The organism is Okeania sp. KiyG1 (assembly GCF_014132355.1).
Classification (GTDB): Bacteria; Cyanobacteriota; Cyanobacteriia; order Cyanobacteriales; family Microcoleaceae; genus Okeania.
Genome location: NZ_BLZO01000011.1, coordinates 52,687 through 71,189 on the forward strand (window position 1 = coordinate 52,687; position 18,503 = coordinate 71,189).

The following is an 18,503-nucleotide window of genomic DNA, read 5'->3' on the forward strand; positions in this document are numbered from 1 at the left end:
CACCTTTTTTCCTCTTTAATATTTATGTTTTTCTTTCTCTGTTCCCAGCTCCGGTGTTCCTTGTTCCCTGTGTCCTCACGCTTTGCAATATTTTATGAAATTGGTATAACTTTCTTAATGAATAACAAATGATTGAAACTAAACCCAAAATTTACACCTTTGCTGAATATTCGCAATATCAAGATAGTACAGATAATAAATATGAATTAGTGAATGGAGAACTTATATCTTTGACACCTCCTAGTGGAATTCATGCTTTAATTTTGACTTTTTATTTCAAGAATTTTATCAAGAAGTTATCAGAATAAATGCTCCTTGGCAGGTAATGCCAGGAAATATCGGCATTAGAACAGCTATTAATAAATCTCGCATTCCCGACTTAACAATTATTACTTCCGAACAAACAGAATTACTCAAAAATATGACTACTGCTATTTTAGATTCTGCTCCTATTTTAGCAGTAGAAATTGTCAGTCCTGGTAATAGAGATGATGATTATCGGTTTAAGCGATCGGAATATGCTGTGAGAGAAATTCCTGAATATTGGATAGTTGATTATGAGGCACAAAAAATATCTGTGTTGACTTTGGTAAATGGATTTTATGAAGCAGAAGAATTTAGCGATCGGGATGTAATTATTTCTGGTACTTTTTCCGAATTAAAGTTAACAGTAGATCGGATTTTATTAGTTTAGTCCAGTAGGGTGTGTTAGCGAAACGAAGTGGAGCGTAACGCACCATTTTTGATGTGGCTTAAAAGGCAAAGTTTTAGATCCAATTATTTTGATGAACCAAATATTAGAAAAGTAATTTCTCAGAGACTGAGAAAGCTTCGAGGGTACTTTAAATAATAATCATAAATTATCCGGAAATATTCCCCTCCCAATGTGTAGGTTGGGTTGACGTAGGAAACCCAACATTTATTAAACCTACTGAAAATTTCAAATTAAAGGAGAAACTAAGATTGCTTAGAGAGTACTTTCAATAATAATCAGAAATAATAGTGAAATATTCCTCCAGATGATGTAGGTTTGCTTGAGGAACAAAACCCAATATTAAGAAGCTAAACAACTAAAAAATTGATAACTGATAACTGAAAAGGAAACCCAACATTTCTTAAAGTTTTTGAACCTACTAAAAATTTCAAATTACAGGAGAAAAAAATTATGGCTATACCTTTACTTCCATTTGCTGTTAGTGCCGGACCTTCTCTATGGCATAGTTGCGTTAATGCTTTTAATTGTGCCTCTGGTAGAAATATGCAAAAAGATTTAGAAAGGCAACGACTTGCTCATCAAAAAGAATCACAAGAAAGACAAATTGTTCATCAAAAAGAATTACAAGAAAAACAAAGAGTGGCTCAACTTGAGATTGAATATATGCGTACTATGTCTCAGATTAAGTTGCAGCAAAATAATCAACAATTTCAACTAGATTTACAACAAAATAATCAAGCATTTCAGGCAGGAATAGAATATCAACGTCTTGCTGCTCAAGCAAAGTCACAACGAAATAATCAAGCATTTCAAAGAGAGTTAGAAACTCAACGCTTTGCTCATCAAAAAGAATTACAAGAAAAACAAATATCTGCACAGTTTGACCTGGAAACTTATCGTCAAGAATTTCAAGCTAAAATAGTCGAATATCAATGCCAAGAAAATCGGAAACTTCAAGAATTTATCAAAGCAGTGGATATGCAAATAGCCAAAAGTAATCAAGAATTTCAAGCATGGCTATTTCAACAACAAAAACAACTGCAAATTGAACTAGCTCAATATAACCGAGAAACCCAATTCCTAAACGCAGCATATCAACGAGAAGTTAGTCTAGAAATTAAAGAATTAGATAACTGGCCACTCAAAATTTATCCCTGGCAAATTCTCGAATATCATCAAGGTAGAAATCCTATTCCGGTACAAATAGTTCTTGCACCTCCAGAAATAGACTATGACCACTTTGAACACCTAAATAAAACTTCCACCTCCGCATTTCCTAAAGTAGAAAAACGTCTTTCTCAACACTTACGAAATTTCCTGGAAAAATACTATCCTCTGGAAAATGAACGACGACCTACAGAATTAATAGACCGTGCTTGGGATAGTAACCGTTTTGCTGGAGGTAGCGCAGTTAAAGCCATATTTAGTCGCTTAAAATCTGAACCTATACTATTAATAGAATCAGAAGTAGATGGAGACCTGATTAATATTCAAGTTGCCTATTGGAGTGGCGGACAAGCAATTTCTCCTTTCTACAAAACTATGATTCGCCATCTACATTATCCGAAAATTCTCTACGAATTTGCTATTCAACGTGCCTTACATTGGGAAACGGATGTTAAACAGAAACTCTTGGCAAAAGGCAAAACCGAACAAGAGATAAATCAAATATGCAGTGGAGATAATCCTTTAAATTTGAACATTTATAGAAAAAATCAAGAATTAGCAGCAGATGGAATAGAAATCGAATGTCACTACAAAACTAATAGCGAAGACTTTGGCAAATTATCAGCTTTGTTAGGAGCATATCATAATATTATTGCTGCTCTATTTACCGACATTCATTATTTAATTCACACTAACTTATCGCCCAAGTTGCCAGAATTATTGCCAGAATTAGAAACAGAATTTTCCGTAGATCGCCGTTTGGCAGATGACCTGTTTCAAATGGTAGTTGAAAGTTATATTGGCAGTCTCCGAGCTATGGAAAAAGACCGCTCAGAATTAGTACCAGAATTTGCTGCGGATATTGCTTTTGGTTTGACTGGTTTATCTAATCCTACTTTTGCAGAAAAAATGTTGGATTTTTCCCTGGAGTCTTGGCTAAATTCCCGTTATCTTTCTGTGGAGAATGGCAGAGAAAAATTTGACATAGTGGCTGAAAATTTACTGCCTCTAGATCGGGAATTTGTTATTAAGGTTAATCGCTGTTTGGTTGGTTTGGCTAAGGAGAAAAAATTGAGTGTAATAAATTCTTGTTACCAGCGGGCAATTAAGAATTTTAATCAGAAAAAATATCAGGAGGCAATTATTGATTTTAGCTACGTTATAAATTTGAATCCTCAATTTGCCGATGGTTATTATCGGCGAGGTTTGACTTATATTCAGTTGGAAAAATACCGAGAGGCAGTTGATGATTTGACTCAGGTTATTAGGTTAGATGCTAGTCACTCTCAGGCATATAATTGTCGGGGTTATGCCTACTTTAAATTAGGAGAATATCAGCAGGCGGTTGATGATTATAACCGAGCCGTAAATTTAGGTTTGACTGAGGCGGTGAAAAATCGAGATATTGCTCTGGGTGTTTGGCAGGAAATTAAACGTAGGGCGGAGGAAAAAATTAGGTGGGAAGAAAGGGAAAGACAAGAAAGAGAGGCACAGGAAAAAAGGGAGCGGGAGTCGAAAGGGGAAATCTTTACTTTTGAAGTAGTTACTGTCAACAACTCTGGCAAAATTATTAATCCTACCCAGGGAAGTGCCAGGCAAAAAATTGAAGACTTCGGTAATGGGATTAAATTGGAAATGGTTTATATTCCTGGGGGAAGTTTTCTCATGGGGTCGCCGGAAAATGAGCCGGAAAGAGAAAGTTATGAAAGTGAGAATTATTTTGAGGAGGATATATATGTGAACAGAGAAAGTTATGAAAGTGAGAATTATTTTGAGGAGGATATATATGTGAACTTTGATTGTCTCGAAGAGGAGGTGGAATGTGGGTATCAAGAAAGTCCGCAACATCAAGTAACTCTCCAACCTTTTTATATGAGCAAATATCCCATTACCCAAAACCAGTATCAAGCCATTATGGGAAATAATCCTTCATCTTTTAAAGGAGGAAGTCGCCCCGTAGAAAATGTGAACTGGCATAACGCCGTAGAGTTTTGTCGAAAGCTATCTGAGAAAACTGGGAAAATTTACACCCTCCCCAGTGAGAGTCAGTGGGAATATGCCTGTCGCGCCGGGACAACTACTCCTTTCTATTTTGGAGAAACTATAACGTCTGAGTTAGTTAACTATGAGGGGAAAATAGGACAAACAACCGATGTGGGAAGTTTTCCACCCAATGCCTTTGGTTTATACGATATGCATGGCAATGTCTGGGAATGGTGTCTGGATGTTTGGCACAATAATTATAATGGAGCGCCTACCGATGGAAGTGCTTGGGAAACTGGGGGAAATAGTAATAGAAGATTGCTCCGTGGTGGTAGCTGGAACAACAATTCTAGGGGTTGCCGGAGTGCCGGGCGTAACTACAATAATGGCGACCTCTTCTACAATGTTAGGGGTTTTCGGATTGTCTCGTCTTCCCCGGTGGTTTCTGCCTTTCGTTCCTAGAGTTCTTCCCCTCTTTTCCCCTTTTGTATCTTTCCTAAATCCATCGGTGCATCCGTGGCCAAATCCTTGTGTGCAGTTTCTGTCTTTCGTTCCTAGCACTCATCATTAAATCAACCAGATTCAGACAGCTTAGTTAAAGTAGGTTGAATTGAGCGCTCACAGGGATTATGCCACGGATGTACGGATTAATTTGTTAGTCAAAGTGGATTGGGTTGAGGAACGTTAGCGGAGCTTATCCGTTAGGATAAACCCCACATTACCTATATATATAGATACAAACTTTTGACTAATAGATGAAATTTTTGACATTCGGTAAACCTCAAAAATGAAACCTAACACCAGCCATCTATATATATAGATATAAACTTTGTTACTCCCACATAGCACAAAACGGTAAATCTATCAAACTGCCATAACAGGAAGGGAGAAAAATTAGTCATTCATGGCAGAAAAAATCAACAAAATTTCCTCTTCAAACAACGATATAATCAGTATTTCCAGCTTCAAAATCTAATTAAGCAATAACTCTCCCTTGGATCTTTCATTCTTTCAGACTATCACAGAACCGAACCAAAGAGCTGAAAATATTGAAACCTCGTTAGCCAAATCAGACAAAATTTCCCCTGATTTGTCATCAACCCCTGACAATATTTAAAATTTTCAAACTAAAAAGCCCAAACCTATAACCAAAACTTAGGAGTATAGCGATCGCCCCCGAAACAACCATCAAAATCAAACATTCTCTGAAGCACTCAGAAAAAAAGGTGCGTCGAAAAAAGCGATCGCTTCCTAGACAACCAGGCAATAATTATTCTCCGAAGCACTCAAAAAAGCATCGCTTCCCAGACAACCATCAAGATCAAACATTCTCTGAAGCTCTACCAAAAAACGGTGCATTGAAAAAAGCGATCGCTTGACAATCCAAAAAATTGCTACAATTGCTAATAACCCCTGATTCAAACTGGCAATAATAAATTTCTCTAGAGGTTACAATTAATTGTCTAAAAGAAAGTTTCGTAAATCTGTCGAAAGTATTCGGCAACAGATTAACAAACACCATCAAAAAATAGCAGATGAACAAGAGAAAGCTATTCCGGATGAAGGCTTAATTTCATATTGGCAAAAAGAAATTTCCGGATTAGAAAAAAGTTTAGCCAGAGCAGAAAAAAGATTGAGGCGCGGTAAATGATTTATAAACTCGAAAAGCCATTAAATGTTAACTCAACCCTATCAGTATTATTGGCTGAATTAGGAGAAGAATGCGAGACAGTTCTATTTTTACTAAATCAGCTACAACTGCCAAATCTAACAGATGAACAAAAAGGTGATATTTTAGCAGAACTAACTGGGTCTGTTTGTCATTTGCACGTTCATACAGAAAATTTACCAGATTTAATTCAAGACGAAATTGAACAATTGCCAGATTAATCAAAATTAATTAGCAAGATTTGAGGCTGACAGGGTTGACGAAATCCGACTAAAAGTTGAAATGAACGAACTATCGATTATCCAAAAAACTTACGACTTAATCATCTGGTATGTACCAATAATCAACAGACTACCCAAGACTCATAAATACACAATCGGCGATCGAATAATTAACGGTTTATACAACTTTCTAGAATCTCTAATTATTGCCAAATATGCCTCAGAAAAAATCAACCTACTAAAATCTCTCAATCCCAAACTAGACATAATTCGCTACCAAACCAGAATCCTCTTAGACTTCAAACTCATCAACAACAAACGTTACGAATATATCAGCCAACTAATAAACGAATTGACACTCGCCCGTTAAATCAAAGATTATAACGGGAGATTCTTGTTTCAAACTCTTAACTAGGTAACAAATCAAACAAGCTGAGTTGTACCCCCGCCAGACCGTCTCTACAAGCATTTTGGTTAACGGTATGCCCTACCGCTATTAGTCCTCTATTTCTAATTACTTTTGCAGCAGCTACATCGCGATTTATTTGATAACCGCAGTTGCTACAATTATGCTTTCTATCAGACAATTTCTTTTTCTGTCTATGACCACATCTAGGACATTCTTGAGAAGTATGATTTTTATCAACTTTTGCATAATATTTACCTCGTTTCCAACAAACAAAAGGTAATATTTCGTTAATAAACTGACCTATTCCACTATCTAAAGATTGCTTCCTGATAATACCTCTAGACCAAGAATTAAAGTTAATATCTTCTACAAAAATATTATCAGCTAAATTGCAAAGTTGATGAGCTAATTTGAAATGCCAATCACGTCTAGTATTAGCTATTTTTTCATGTAGTTTAGCTATTCTGTTTTGATATTTGAACCAATTATTTGACCTAATTGTTTTCTTCTTAAGTCTTCGTTGCAGCAATTTAAGCTCGCGTAGTTGACTTAACAAAAACTTAGGAGATTTAATTAATTGTCCTGTGGAAGTAGCTACAAAATTTTCTATACCTGCATCTACACCTAATGAGACTTTGCCTACTGGATTATCTGGCACTGATTCTGAGGAAGTAAAAGTAATCATCAAATAATAACCACTAGCTTTTTTAACTATCCTAGCTTGTTTAGCTGTCATAGCTTCGGGATAAGGTCTACTTTTTCTAATTTTAATCCAACCAAGTTGAGGTAATTTAACTTTAGTATAACCTAAACAATTTTTAAGCATTGCAGGAAAAACAAAGCTTCTTAACTTTTTCTTAAATCTAGGAAAGCCTTTACCCAAACTTTTCATCTTAGAAAATGCTTGATCTAAATTCTTTAAAGTTTGTTGTAATACTTGAGCATTAACTGACTTTAATTTAGGATTAGTTTTCTTAGCTATGGTTAGACTTTTTGCTTGATTATTATAACTAGGATAAGGAGTGTCAGCAGGTATAATATATTCAGAAATAATTGAACAACTATTGATTGGCGATTTTCTTGAACTTAACCAGTCTTTACGCTCTCTTAAAGCATAATTATACACACTTTTACATACATCAAGAATCTGATTAATTTCTGCTTCTTGTTGTTGATTTGGTCTAAGTTTGTACTGATAAGTTAAAGCTATCACTTGACAATATTTTATATTTCTAGATATACTAATAGTGTAACGCAAATTGTATATACAGTCAATGGTTAGGAAAAAAAATTTTGTAGTAAGATTAACTGATGATGAAAAAGAAAGACTAGAGTATTATGCAGAAATTATGCAAGTATCAATGTCTGAAATAATTCAAGATTATTGCAAAAGCTTGCCAAAACGACCTCAAGCTCAATTAAAGGATTCGCTACCGCTCAATTAATTGCTGGTTTAAATTCATCTCACCGTTAAATCAAAGATTATAATGGGAGTCCTCTTTAAATAACACTGATAGAGGGAAGGAAAGGTTTAGTTAATTGATATTCTATATGTTTCAGTAGTTCAAAACTCAAAAATGGCAATTGATTTTAGAAATATAAACACAGTCTGGGCATCAATTTTAGTAGAAACATTACAATATCTAGGATTAACTACAGCAATTATTAGCCCTGGTTCCCGTTCCACACCTTTAACATTTGCCTTTGCTACTCACCCAAAAATCGAAACTATTCCTATTCTTGATGAACGTTCTGCATCATTTTTTGCTCTAGGAATAGCAAGAAAAAATTATCAACCTGTGGTAATAGTCTGTACATCTGGTACTGCTGCTGCCAATTTTTATCCTGCCATAATAGAGGCAAAAGAAAGTCGTATCCCACTATTAGTTTTAACGGCAGATAGACCTCCAGAATTACGAAATTGTCATGCAGGTCAAACAATAGATCAAGTCAAATTATATGGCAGTTATCCCAACTGGCAAGTTGAATTAAGTTTGCCTTCTATAGAACTAAAAATACTTGAATATTTAAGACAAACAATTATTCATGGTTGGAGAAAAACAACTTTACCGACACCTGGACCTGTGCATTTTAATATTCCTTTTCGAGACCCTTTACCTCCCATACTCCAACCAGAAGTTATTTCCTTAAAAGCACAATTCCCCCAAAACTTTTTTGCTACAGTACAGCCAATTTTCACAACAGAATTTTTGCCGAATTTTGACTTAACATTAGATTTAAAAAATCAACTTCAATCTGGCGAAGGCATAATTATTGCAGGTTTAGCACAACCCAAAAATCCTCAAAAATATTGTCAAGCGATCGCTCAAATTTCTCAAATTCTCAAGTTCCCAGTTTTAGCTGAAGGTTTATCTCCTCTGAGAAACTATTCTCGGTTAAATCCCTATTTGATTAGTACTTATGATTTAATTTTAAGAAATCAGGAAATAGCACAAAAACTTATTCCTAAAATAGTTTTACAAATCGGCGAATTACCAACAAGTAAACAATTAAGAATTTGGCTAGAAACAACTAACCCTCATAGATTAATCATCGATCAAAGCGAGGATAATTTTGACCCGCTTCATGGAAAGACAAATCATTTACGACTTTCAGTAGAACAACTAGCTAAAATTTTTACTCCTAAACTTTTCCATAGTAACTCCGATGGCAATTACTTAAGTTTGTGGTGCAATGCCGAAGTAAAAGTTAGAGAGGCGATTGACAAAAAAATGGCAGCAATCAATCAAATATTTGAACCTAAAATACCTTGGTTAATTTCTCAAATATTACCCCAAGGTACACCAATATTTATTGCTAATAGTATGCCAGTCAGAGATGTAGAATTTTTCTGGGTTCCTAATAATTCCCAAATCAAGCCATTTTTCAATCGAGGCGCAAATGGAATAGACGGTACTTTATCAACTGCTTTAGGTATTGCTCATCGCCAACAAAGCAGTATTTTATTAACAGGAGATTTAGCACTTTTACATGATACGAATGGTTTTTACTAAGAAATAAATTAGTCGGTCATTTAACTATTATTTTGATTAATAATCAGGGAGGTGGAATTTTTGAAATGCTACCAATAGCTAAATTTGAACCACCTTTTACAGAATTTTTTGCTACTCCCCAAGATATTAATTTTGCCCAGCTATGTAATACTTATGATGTAGAACATCAGAATATATATTCTTGGCAGCAATTACAAAAACTTTTAAAGACTCTACCTAGTAGTGGAATAAGAGTTTTAGAATTACAAACAAACCGCCAACTAGATGCTAGATGGCGGTTAGATAATTTAGATAAATTTGCAGCAGATTTATTGCTATAGCAGAAGGAAGAAGGAAGAAGAAAGAAGGAAGAAGGAAAAGTATTACTTTGTCTGAGTTTTAAGCTATAGGTAAGCATTTCCTCCGGAATGCTGCGCAAACAGCTGTCAGCTATTAGCTAGCCTCCTATGGTCGGAACTGCGTTAACAGCTATTAATTTTGGGGAAGGTAAAAATAATTTAGAAATTGAGACAGAATAAAAGTTACTGTTAAAGTTCCCTTCCTAAACCTTAGAAGTAATTATTCATTACTAATTGCTTATAGCTGACTGCTAATAGCTGAATGCTTACAGTTAGAGACTGTTTGTAAAACAAATCTTAAGAACAGCCAGATTTTTTAGCACTAAGCCTTCGTAAGATTAATCTAATCATTGCAGTGTAAATCAGAGCTTCACTAATCTCTGGTAGTTGTTCATAGTCGAGAACTAAACGTCGGTTGTGAAGTAGCCATGCAAAAGTTCTCTCTACTACCCATCGCCTGGGCAAGACTTCAAATTCTTTACTGTTGCGCTTGATTATTTCCACTTGTGCTGAAATCAGCTGTGCGATCGCTAGCTGAAATTTCGGTCCACTATAACCAGAGTCAGCCCAAATTAATTCTATGCGAGAAATATTATCAGCCTGTTCCATGACCAATGCCATAGCTCCCAAGCGTTCTCCCATATTTGCTTCACGCTCCTTGTACCCCTAGTAGTAACCCTTGAGTATCAACCAATATATGACGCTTACGGCCTTTTACTTTTTTGCCGCCATCATAGCCATATACCTCCCCCTTTTTGCCGTTGTTTTTACCGATTGAGAATCGACAACTGCTGCAGTAGGTTCTCGGTGTCGTGTTTCAAGTATTCTTGTTTCTCGCCGTAGAGTATGATTTATTTCCTCCCAAACACCATGTCGTTGCCATTTACGTACATTCAGTTGATACAGTTTGCCAAGGTGGTAGATCATGGGGCAAAGAACGCCAATGACAACCAGAATAAAGGATATAGAAGATACCATTAACTACTTCTGTGAGATTAGCGTTTGGTTTTGGCCCTCGTTTTTGAGGTTTGGGTAGCAAAGGTTCTAGTAGTTCCCACTCGCGATCGCTTAGGTCACTGGCATAAGATTTTCGGGACATTGATTTGACACTTATCATTGATTTTTTTATTTTCCTACCTTAAATACCTCTTCATGGCCATCTTTAGCTTTTTTTTACAAACAGTCTCTTATAGTCATTCCAGTTAAGATTGAAACAAGGGTTTCTTGCCTTGAAAGAGTTTCAGCTGAAAAAGTGTTTCAGTCTTATTCAGAATGACTATAGAGGAAGTAGTCAGATATTTTATCCCTTAATTTTTCTGCAATTATAGCAATGTGCGCTGGCATATTTACACATTATTTTTTGTACACCTTTTCGCTTACTGCATTTTAAGCTGGACATTGTAAATACCTGAGCGCTCATTGCTATATTATGCCCAAAATCCTAACTTTTTGGTCGTTCAAGCTTAAAAATTTGCACTTTTGTACAGCGAAAAAAAGCTAAAACTTTTACCTGTCAATGCCTTTATATTTAATCAGCAAGCCTTAATTATTAATTATTAATTATTAATTATTAATTGTTGAAAGTTCCCTATTTCCTAGCGCATAATCCTATAATAATTTAATTTTTCTTACTCTCAAATAATCCAAAATTTATACAGCAGCAGGCTTACTCAATAAAGGATCTAACTCACCCTTTCCATCTAAAGCATAAATCTCATCACAGCCACCAATATGTTGGTCATTGATAAAAATCTGTGGCACAGTACGATATCCATTCGCACGTTCAGCCATAGTATTCCTGGCAGCTGCATTGCCATCTATTTTGTATTCTGTATAGTTGACACCTTTCCACCACAGCAAAAGTTTTGCCCTGATACAATAGGGACAAGTTTGCCAAGTATAAATTTCAACGTTAGCCTTGATTTTTTCTGGATGACGACCAAGAATAGGATTAATAAAATCAAACATTTTTAGTAATTAGCCCTAGTAATAAATTAGCAAGTTTAGATACTTTTTAACGTATTTTTCGAGAAAATTGCAACCACTTAACCTAACCTTCTGCCCTCTTTAGCAATTTTATGACTTGATAAAAAGTGTCTTTTTTATAAAAATATCTATAAATATTTTGCTCAATATTTTTGTATTAGATCGTATCTGGTTGAATACTGATAAATAAGAATAAGGGAGCAGGGAGTGGGGAGCAGGAAGAATGAGAAAGATTTGCCATTGAAGTGAGAGAATAGTTTTTTTATCGCTAATTAAACAGACATGATATTGTACTAACCTTAGTAACTATTTACTATAAATACTCTGTTATATATTCCCGAAAGCTATATTTAAAGTACAGTAATGATTGACTCAAAAATTAATATCGATATCTTGTGGGTTTAGCCCTCATCTTCATTTGTGTTTGCATTTTATTTCTCATGTATAATTCTCGGGAAATTTGAGAAAAATAATGAGCTGTAAATACTAAATTAACCATCAAAAAATTAAGGCAAAAGTCAGCTTCAAAACGTTGTAAATATTTAATTCATTGAAGACCGTCAAGAGGGCAAAGAAAACGGAACAAAGACCAAATCCAGAAGCAAAAGAACTGAGAATTAGCCAGCGTAATTTAGACATAATTAAGTTAATAAATATTTAATGAAAGCAGAAGGCATAAATTTTACTTGTAATTGAATCATAAATTAGCTTAAGTTTAATAGTCATTATGAGTAAGTCCTATAATCACTTTTAGCTGATTTAACTTGAGGAAAAGCAAATCTAAGTTATTTATAGCAGGAAGCATGAAAAAACAGGAAAAACATTCCCCTGTCTAAAGATGATTATCACTCTATGTCCTAACCTATCTATCTATTGCCATATAGTATATAGCCCAGTCTGATAACTATGCCAATACTGCAATCTCAGTATTTTTGAACAAAATTGTGTAATTTAACAGAAAAATGCCTTGACAGATTATACTTACAACACTTTTCATTTAAGTAGACTACAAAATTCTCTTGGATTAGGGAGTATCCATTAGCAGGCCACTGTAGTCTATATATTTGAAAATCGCTATAATATCCATCAAGGCTCAAAGTATTGCCAAAATATCAGCACATTTAGGAAATAAACAAAACTTACATTTTGTCAAGTTGTTTACGCAAATCTTCCAGTTCAGCATCAACCTCCGATTTTTCTGCTGAACCCTGATTTGACGCGGGTAGTTGATTCTGACTTACAGAACCTCCAGAGAGTTGTGCCTTCATCGCCGCTAACTCATCATCAACATCACTACTAGCTTCCAATTTTCGGAAATCTTCTTCCAAACCACTGCCACCAGCTAACTCTGCTGCAGCTTGGGAGCGAGCCTCCATTTGTAAAACCTTTTCTTCCATCCTATCAAAAGCTGCCATTGCCCCGCTCGTATTCAGAGAACCCATTGTATTATTGAGTTGCTCCTGAGTTTTAGCCGCAGTCATTCGCGCTTTCAGCACATCCTTCTTAGCCTTAGCTTCAGAAATCTTACCTTCCAAAGCTGTTAAATTCCGCTTTAAAACTTCTACCTGACTTGTTTGACTGTCCAAAGATACTTTTACAGTGTCTGCTGTCTCAGAATAAGTCTTCTTACGCTGTAGAGCTTCCTTGGCCAAATTTTCATCTCCCTTTTGTAGAGCTAACTGTGCCCGGGAGTACCATTGATTAGCTTGAGATTGAGCTTGATTATATTGTTGTTGGCTACGTTTCTGAGTAGCAATAGCACTAGCAACAGCCTGACGCAACTGGACCAAATCTTCTTGCATATCAATAATAGACTGCTCTAGCACCTTCTCAGGATCTTCAGCTTTACTTACCATGTCATTAACATTAGCTCTGACAAGGCGACCAATTCTATCAAATAATCCCATAATTTTATTTTTCCTTTGATGTTTAACTTAGCTTCTAGCTCTTACTGGCCAATACTAACTACTATAGGCCAAATTTTTCATTTATATAGATAAGGAGACTCTCCCCATAGCTATATATTCATTTTAAGTCTTTCTTTCTCCGCAAACTACCGCTTAACTCAACTTACTCAAGCTTACTCAAAAACCTGAAAGCTTAGTTGAACACAAGTGGATCGACCACCACAGGGTTAAACGGCAAACCCTTTATTCCTTGGTCGAAGACATCAGAAATTACTTTTTAATTATATTAATGGAGATAATTTTCTACTCGACTATTTCGTTTGTGAGTTAATTTTTTTAACCGATGAGAATGACATTTATTATGGTTAGTTTTTATTGAAATAAAATAAACGACTAAAAAGTCGCCCGCTTATGGGCGAGGCTTTAAACCCAATTTTCTGGTAAGTGGTTGAAAAGGCGTACAAATAATTATTCTGTTTTTCTCGGACTTGAACATCAATCGATACCTGTTTAATTTGCTGTTGGCAATTCCCCTCCCGTTAAATCAGACGTTATAACAGGAGACCCCTTGCCAAATCAAGTTGGATTTTGAGAATTAGTTCCTCTAGGCAACATTTCCGCCTTCATCGCCTCCAACTCAGCCTCAATATCATTACCCTCTTCCAAAGAAGCAAATTGTTTTTCTAAACTATCAGTTCCCAACTCAGCGATCGCCTCAGACTTAGCCTCAAGCTGCATTACTTTCTCTTCCATTTTCTCAAAAGCACTCAAAGCATTACCAGTATTCACAGTGCCCAAAATTTCATTTAACTTTTCCGAGGCCTTAGCAGAACGTGCCCTAGCAATATACATATTCTTTTTAGTTTGGCCTCACTAATTTTTTGTTCCAACTGTCTCATATTTTGCTTCAGCTTTTCCATTACCTGTTTTTGCTGTTCCACCTGAACTTTCATCGCTGTAGCAGTTTCTTGGTATGACTTGCGCCTAGTTAGAGCTTCCCGTGCCAAATTTTCCTGGCCTTTTTGCAAAGCCAACTGCGCTCTCCTATACCATTCATCTGCAGTAGACTGAGCTTGAGAATATTGTCGTTCAGTACGTTTTTGAGTAGCGATCGCCTGTGCCACTGCCTGACGTAGTTTCACCAGGTCATTTTGCATCTCTGTCACTGTCTGCTCCAGAACCTTCTCTGGATCTTCCGCACCAGAAATTAAAGTATTAACATTAGCACGAATTACCCGCCAAACACGGTCTAAAAGTCCCATAAAGACTATCCCTCTTCATTATTATTTATTATATTGTGATATTATCTATAAGCAGGGAACAAGGAACAGAGAACAGGAAAAAGTGGGAAAAACATTTCCCTTGATTTGGATCATCATCCGCATAATATAGAATCCGGTTGAATAGTTATTGTATAGTTGGGAGTAGGGGACCCACCCTAACCCCGACCGTGGAGGGAAGAGGGGAGTGGGGGAGTAGGGGAGCAGCAGGGAAGTAGGGGAGTAGGGGAGATTAAAGGCTTGAAGTAATTATAGAAATTATCAACTATCAACATATACTATATAACCGGATTCTATATAAGTCCTAAACTAGCTGTCTATTGCTATAGTTAATTGAGTGACATACTCCCACACTAACCTTGCGGTATAGTGTGGGCTTCTCGTTTCCCAGTCCCGGTACCCCGTCGGACAAGCGCGTGCTTTAAGGACGGAATGCCCTACCGCCCTATTTTTGATATTTATTGCTGCATTCACATCACGATCGATCGCAATACCGCAATGCGGACAAGAATGAGTTCGTATGTTTAATTTTTTGGGAACTTTTTTTCCACAGTTTGAGCAATTTTGGCTGGTATTTTTGGGGTTCACTGCTATAGTTTTCTGTCCAGCATTTTCGGCTTTGACAGTTAAAATAGTTAGAAATTGTCCCCAGCCAGCATCATTAATTGATTTACTCAAACGAGTCTTTGCTAGCCCTTTAATGTTTAAATTTTCATGGGCGATAACTTCGGCTTTTGATAACAATTCATTAGCTGTTTTGAAATGAAAGTCTTTACGTTTATCGGCTACCTTTTTGTGTTGTTTCGCTACAGACAGAAGAGCTTTTAACCATCTTTTACTACCTTTCTTTTTACGAGATAAACGTTTCTGTAGAGTCTTTAATCGCTGCTGAGATTTTCGATAGTATTGGGGTATGGGGACAGATTCTCCTTCACTTGTTACTAAGAATTCCTTCAGTCCCATATCAATTCCCAGAGTGTTTTTTAATGTAGGTTCAACTTTAGTTGTTAAAGCTGGAACTGATTTGTCTTCTAGGGATAAAGTTACATAATAACCATCTACTTTACGGCTAATTGTTACTGTTTTAATTTGAAAACCTTCTGGTATTGGACGATGCTGAATTAACTTTACTTTTCCTATTTTGGGCAAATTAATCTGATTTCCTTCAATACAGTTAAGTTTGATTTGAGGATAAGTAAAACTGCGATAACGTCCTTTTCCTTTAAACCTTGGTTTGCCTAATCGCTGCCCGTTTTTATCTGCTTTAAACCACAAGCACAAAAGCTAGTTTTACCCGTTTAATGCAATCCTGGCATACCTGAGAATGAATTAATTTGTACTCCCGAAATTTATCTTTGGTATTGACCAAATCCTTTTTCTGAGAGTAATAATCTGGATTATCTCTTAGTTGAGGAATTGGCATCACTAAGGGGCAAGCGTTAACCGGACAACAGTTTTCTGACCACCATGAGAACCGCTCGCCTAATCTATAGTTGTACTGCCGACGTAACAATTCTAACCACAGTTCTATTGTGGCTATTTGTTCTTTGTTCGGCCTTAACTTGTATTGGTAGGCAGTGCGCATATCTGCTTTAACTTAGTGTATGCTTTTATTTTAACACCAAATTTTGAAAATGACAACTAATATGCAATCGGATTTTGTATCAAGTGGTCGTTCAGTGTCAGATTTAAAAGCCCATTTAATCTTAACAACCAAATACAGGAAAGATGTTTTTACAGCATCAATGCTGGCTCGCTTAAATAAAATTTTGGAAGAATTATTAATTAAATGGGAGTGTAAATTAGTAGAATTTAATGGGGAAGAAAACCACGTTCATATTTTGTTTCAGTATCATCCCAACGTTATGTTAAGCAAGCTAGTTAATAACGTTAAAACAGTTACAAGCCGACGATTAAGAAAAGAATTTTCAGCAACATTTTAATGCTATTTACTGGATGCGATGTTTTATGGAATGGCTCTTATTTTATTGCTTCTTGCGGTGGGGTAACAATTTCCACTTTGAAAAAGTACATTGAAAATCAGAAAACCCCAGAATAATATTGTAAATTAGTGGGACATCTCCTCCCACTAATTTACCGCCAAGTAGTCTCACACCAAATTAAAATTATGGTGTGAGGCTTCTTGGCGGGTCAGCTAAAAAAATAGGGCGCTGTTGAATCAAGGAAGGAATGAATTTTTGGGAATTAGGTCAATCTTAGCAAAGTTTAAGAGGAAGACAAAGCTCACTTCAATGTATCCAGTTGATTATTTTTTCAGTAGTTAGTAGTTATATTGAAATCCATATCAGTCTAGTTAAAATATCAGCCACATCATATTAACTATTAGTTCAATAGACATAGGCACAGTCGTCAAAAATCAAATCAATTATCAGGCAAAAATCATCAATACTTTCTCCCTGTTCTGTAGGGATGTTGTATGCAACGTCCCTACAAACTCCCTACTCCCTCTTTTCTGGAGAGGTCTAATGGAGTTAAGTGTTCAATTTTGAGTGGTGATTAAAATTACTTAGGCCAACAATTTTAATAATTCTCACGTGGTAACTTATAATATTTCGCATTAACCTTTTCCTGCCGTAATTCTTGGAGAAATTCCTTTGCTTTTTCTGGGTCCCAAAAAGCTCCCATTTGTATCTTCATACCATTAGGGGTTTCACGAATATAAGCATCTGAGACTACTTGCTGTGCATTGTATAAAGACTCTTCATTCACATAATCTACAACAACATAATACCAACCATTCTCTGACTGTATAGGAGTAGTTATTTGAGAACTGTCTACTGTTGGAGATGGCACTGGAGAAGATGGAGTAGTTACAACAGATTGTTGATTAGCAGATTGAGTAGACTGAGGTAATAAGGTGCTGCTGAGATTATCAAGTTCTGCACCTGGTTTATAAGTAGGTTGTGCCACAGTATTAGAACTTCCCGATATTGGAGGTGGTACCGCAGGTCTTAATGTGGCAGTGGGAGATGGAAACTGGCTAGGTTGAGGATTAACATTACTTAGGGTGTTCAAATCTAAATCTACAAATTCTTGAGATGCCAAGTCAGGAGATTTTGGTAAAGGTTGCTCTTCTCTATTTTGACCATTACCAGCAGTAGTCTCATCTGTATCTTGTTGAGCTGAAGTATTTCTTAACAAACGGTCTAAACCAAGATTTTTCAGACCTGATGGGTTCATCAGAACATAACCCAAAGTTGTACAAGAAATCAAAAACAGAAACATGGAAATTATTCCTAGAGGAGTAAACAAACTTGCTAAGTAATTAGGTTGCTCCTGACGACGCGATTTTAATTCGTCTAAACTCTCTAGAAGTTTTTCTGAAGATTCAAGGTTGTCATCTGGCGCTGTGGAATTATCTGTATCTAATTGAGATGTCTGTTTCTGGCCATCCCGATCTTCTGCATCACCTCTGTTGGCCATAGTAAGTTCTGATGGAGTTGGAGGTTCGATCTCTACTGGTGAATTTTTGTTAGCTGAAGTATTAGATATTTTAGAGTCTTCTAGTAATGATTTTGGTTCCGATAAAGGTAATGGGGATGCTGTTTGGTCATCTCCTGGTGATACAGAAATTAATTCGGGTGTTTTATAAATTTGTTTATTACTATTTTGCTGAGAAACTTGTAATTGTTCTGTTTGCCTGCGGTACTTGCGATATCTTGTTAATTCTGCTTCTAGTTGTACATCTAAGCTGTCCATTACAGCTTGCAAAGTGGGATTCAATTGGTCTGTAGAGCTTTTAGTGGACTTAACCAAAGAACTTTGACTCATTTGAGAACTCCTATTACTTACT

General features: G+C 36.1%; 14 protein-coding genes and 4 pseudogenes. 10 read left to right on the forward strand and 8 right to left on the reverse strand.

The annotated features are described in order from the left end of the window. The first annotated feature begins 128 nt into the window (after positions 1–128). The 7 genes from SAGCYANO_RS48920 to avd all read left to right on the forward strand — a co-directional run bounded on the left by SAGCYANO_RS48920 (position 129) and on the right by avd (position 6,125). On the forward strand, positions 129–308 hold the full coding sequence (locus tag SAGCYANO_RS48920) for a hypothetical protein (protein ID WP_307785788.1): 180 nt from the start codon (positions 129–131) through the stop codon (positions 306–308). A gap of 17 nt (positions 309–325) precedes the next feature. Continuing rightward, the gene (locus SAGCYANO_RS00950; protein WP_307785789.1) at positions 326–694 is read left to right on the forward strand and encodes a Uma2 family endonuclease; all 369 of its coding nucleotides are present in this window, start codon (positions 326–328) and stop codon (positions 692–694) included. 471 nt (positions 695–1,165) lie between these two features. Continuing rightward, positions 1,166–4,327, forward strand: a complete 3,162-nt coding sequence (locus tag SAGCYANO_RS48925; protein ID WP_307785790.1) for an SUMF1/EgtB/PvdO family nonheme iron enzyme — start codon at positions 1,166–1,168, stop codon at positions 4,325–4,327. Positions 4,328–5,091: 764 nt separating this feature from the next. After that, complete coding sequence (locus tag SAGCYANO_RS00960; RefSeq protein WP_202218381.1) at positions 5,092–5,244, forward strand: hypothetical protein; 153 nt, start codon at positions 5,092–5,094, stop codon at positions 5,242–5,244. A gap of 80 nt (positions 5,245–5,324) precedes the next feature. Next, positions 5,325–5,516, forward strand: a complete 192-nt coding sequence (locus tag SAGCYANO_RS00965; protein WP_202218382.1) for a hypothetical protein — start codon at positions 5,325–5,327, stop codon at positions 5,514–5,516. After that, on the forward strand, positions 5,513–5,755 hold the full coding sequence (locus tag SAGCYANO_RS00970) for a hypothetical protein (RefSeq protein ID WP_237395486.1): 243 nt from the start codon (positions 5,513–5,515) through the stop codon (positions 5,753–5,755). The genes SAGCYANO_RS00965 and SAGCYANO_RS00970 overlap by 4 nt, the downstream gene beginning before the upstream one ends. 61 nt (positions 5,756–5,816) lie before the next feature. Beyond that, positions 5,817–6,125: a diversity-generating retroelement protein Avd gene (gene avd, locus SAGCYANO_RS00975; RefSeq protein ID WP_202218383.1), complete on the forward strand. Its 309-nt coding sequence runs from the start codon at positions 5,817–5,819 to the stop codon at positions 6,123–6,125. Positions 6,126–6,162: 37 nt separating this feature from the next. Here avd and SAGCYANO_RS00980 read toward each other — a convergent pair whose 3' ends face one another. Then, the gene (locus tag SAGCYANO_RS00980) at positions 6,163–7,377 is read right to left on the reverse strand and encodes an RNA-guided endonuclease TnpB family protein (protein ID WP_202218384.1); all 1,215 of its coding nucleotides are present in this window, start codon (positions 7,375–7,377) and stop codon (positions 6,163–6,165) included. A 61-nt stretch (positions 7,378–7,438) separates the two neighbouring features. On the opposite strand from SAGCYANO_RS00980, the gene SAGCYANO_RS00985 reads away from it, so the two are divergent. Both SAGCYANO_RS00985 and menD read left to right on the forward strand, forming a co-directional pair. Then, entirely contained in the window at positions 7,439–7,609 is a 171-nt protein-coding gene (locus tag SAGCYANO_RS00985; protein WP_202218385.1) for a DNA-binding protein, read from the forward strand. Between the two features lie 132 nt (positions 7,610–7,741). Continuing rightward, positions 7,742–9,498: pseudogene (menD, locus tag SAGCYANO_RS00990) on the forward strand (2-succinyl-5-enolpyruvyl-6-hydroxy-3-cyclohexene-1-carboxylic-acid synthase). A gap of 315 nt (positions 9,499–9,813) precedes the next feature. Here the strand turns inward: menD and SAGCYANO_RS00995 are convergent. The 6 genes and pseudogenes from SAGCYANO_RS00995 to SAGCYANO_RS49875 form a co-directional block, all read right to left on the reverse strand. Then, positions 9,814–10,615 (reverse strand): annotated as a pseudogene (locus SAGCYANO_RS00995) (IS5 family transposase). 551 nt (positions 10,616–11,166) lie between these two features. After that, a complete protein-coding gene (grxC, locus tag SAGCYANO_RS01000; protein WP_202218386.1) occupies positions 11,167–11,484 on the reverse strand; it encodes a glutaredoxin 3 in 318 nt (105 codons plus the stop codon). A gap of 1,157 nt (positions 11,485–12,641) precedes the next feature. Next, a complete protein-coding gene (locus SAGCYANO_RS01005) occupies positions 12,642–13,409 on the reverse strand; it encodes a PspA/IM30 family protein (protein WP_202218387.1) in 768 nt (255 codons plus the stop codon). 576 nt (positions 13,410–13,985) lie between these two features. Next, positions 13,986–14,671, reverse strand: a pseudogene (locus SAGCYANO_RS01010) (PspA/IM30 family protein). A gap of 327 nt (positions 14,672–14,998) precedes the next feature. Then, positions 14,999–15,964, reverse strand: a complete 966-nt coding sequence (locus tag SAGCYANO_RS01015) for an RNA-guided endonuclease InsQ/TnpB family protein (protein WP_375339852.1) — start codon at positions 15,962–15,964, stop codon at positions 14,999–15,001. Then, positions 15,954–16,274 (reverse strand): helix-turn-helix domain-containing protein, encoded by a 321-nt coding sequence (locus tag SAGCYANO_RS49875; protein WP_375339853.1) that lies wholly within the window; start codon positions 16,272–16,274, stop codon positions 15,954–15,956. The genes SAGCYANO_RS01015 and SAGCYANO_RS49875 overlap by 11 nt, the downstream gene beginning before the upstream one ends. 61 nt (positions 16,275–16,335) lie before the next feature. Here SAGCYANO_RS49875 and tnpA point away from each other — a divergent pair. Further along, positions 16,336–16,748: pseudogene (gene tnpA, locus SAGCYANO_RS01020) on the forward strand (IS200/IS605 family transposase). A gap of 482 nt (positions 16,749–17,230) precedes the next feature. Here the strand turns inward: tnpA and SAGCYANO_RS01025 are convergent. Continuing rightward, positions 17,231–18,481 carry a hypothetical protein gene (locus SAGCYANO_RS01025; RefSeq protein ID WP_202218388.1) on the reverse strand — a complete coding sequence of 417 codons (1,251 nt, stop codon included), beginning with the start codon at positions 18,479–18,481 and terminating at the stop codon, positions 17,231–17,233. Positions 18,482–18,503 lie beyond the last annotated feature (22 nt).

Bases quoted from the DNA above. Each gene is read 5' to 3' on its own strand.
- SAGCYANO_RS48920 (WP_307785788.1), top strand. From the start codon at position 129: ATGATTGAAACTAAACCCAAAATTTACACCTTTGCTGAATATTCGCAA.
- SAGCYANO_RS00950 (WP_307785789.1), top strand. From the start codon at position 326: ATGCCAGGAAATATCGGCATTAGAACAGCTATTAATAAATCTCGCATT.
- SAGCYANO_RS48925 (WP_307785790.1), top strand. From the start codon at position 1,166: ATGGCTATACCTTTACTTCCATTTGCTGTTAGTGCCGGACCTTCTCTA.
- SAGCYANO_RS00970 (WP_237395486.1), top strand. From the start codon at position 5,513: ATGATTTATAAACTCGAAAAGCCATTAAATGTTAACTCAACCCTATCA.
- avd (WP_202218383.1), top strand. From the start codon at position 5,817: ATGAACGAACTATCGATTATCCAAAAAACTTACGACTTAATCATCTGG.
- SAGCYANO_RS00985 (WP_202218385.1), top strand. From the start codon at position 7,439: ATGGTTAGGAAAAAAAATTTTGTAGTAAGATTAACTGATGATGAAAAA.
- grxC (WP_202218386.1), bottom strand. From the start codon at position 11,484: ATGTTTGATTTTATTAATCCTATTCTTGGTCGTCATCCAGAAAAAATC.
- SAGCYANO_RS01005 (WP_202218387.1), bottom strand. From the start codon at position 13,409: ATGGGATTATTTGATAGAATTGGTCGCCTTGTCAGAGCTAATGTTAAT.
- SAGCYANO_RS49875 (WP_375339853.1), bottom strand. From the start codon at position 16,274: ATGCGCACTGCCTACCAATACAAGTTAAGGCCGAACAAAGAACAAATA.
- SAGCYANO_RS01025 (WP_202218388.1), bottom strand. From the start codon at position 18,481: ATGAGTCAAAGTTCTTTGGTTAAGTCCACTAAAAGCTCTACAGACCAA.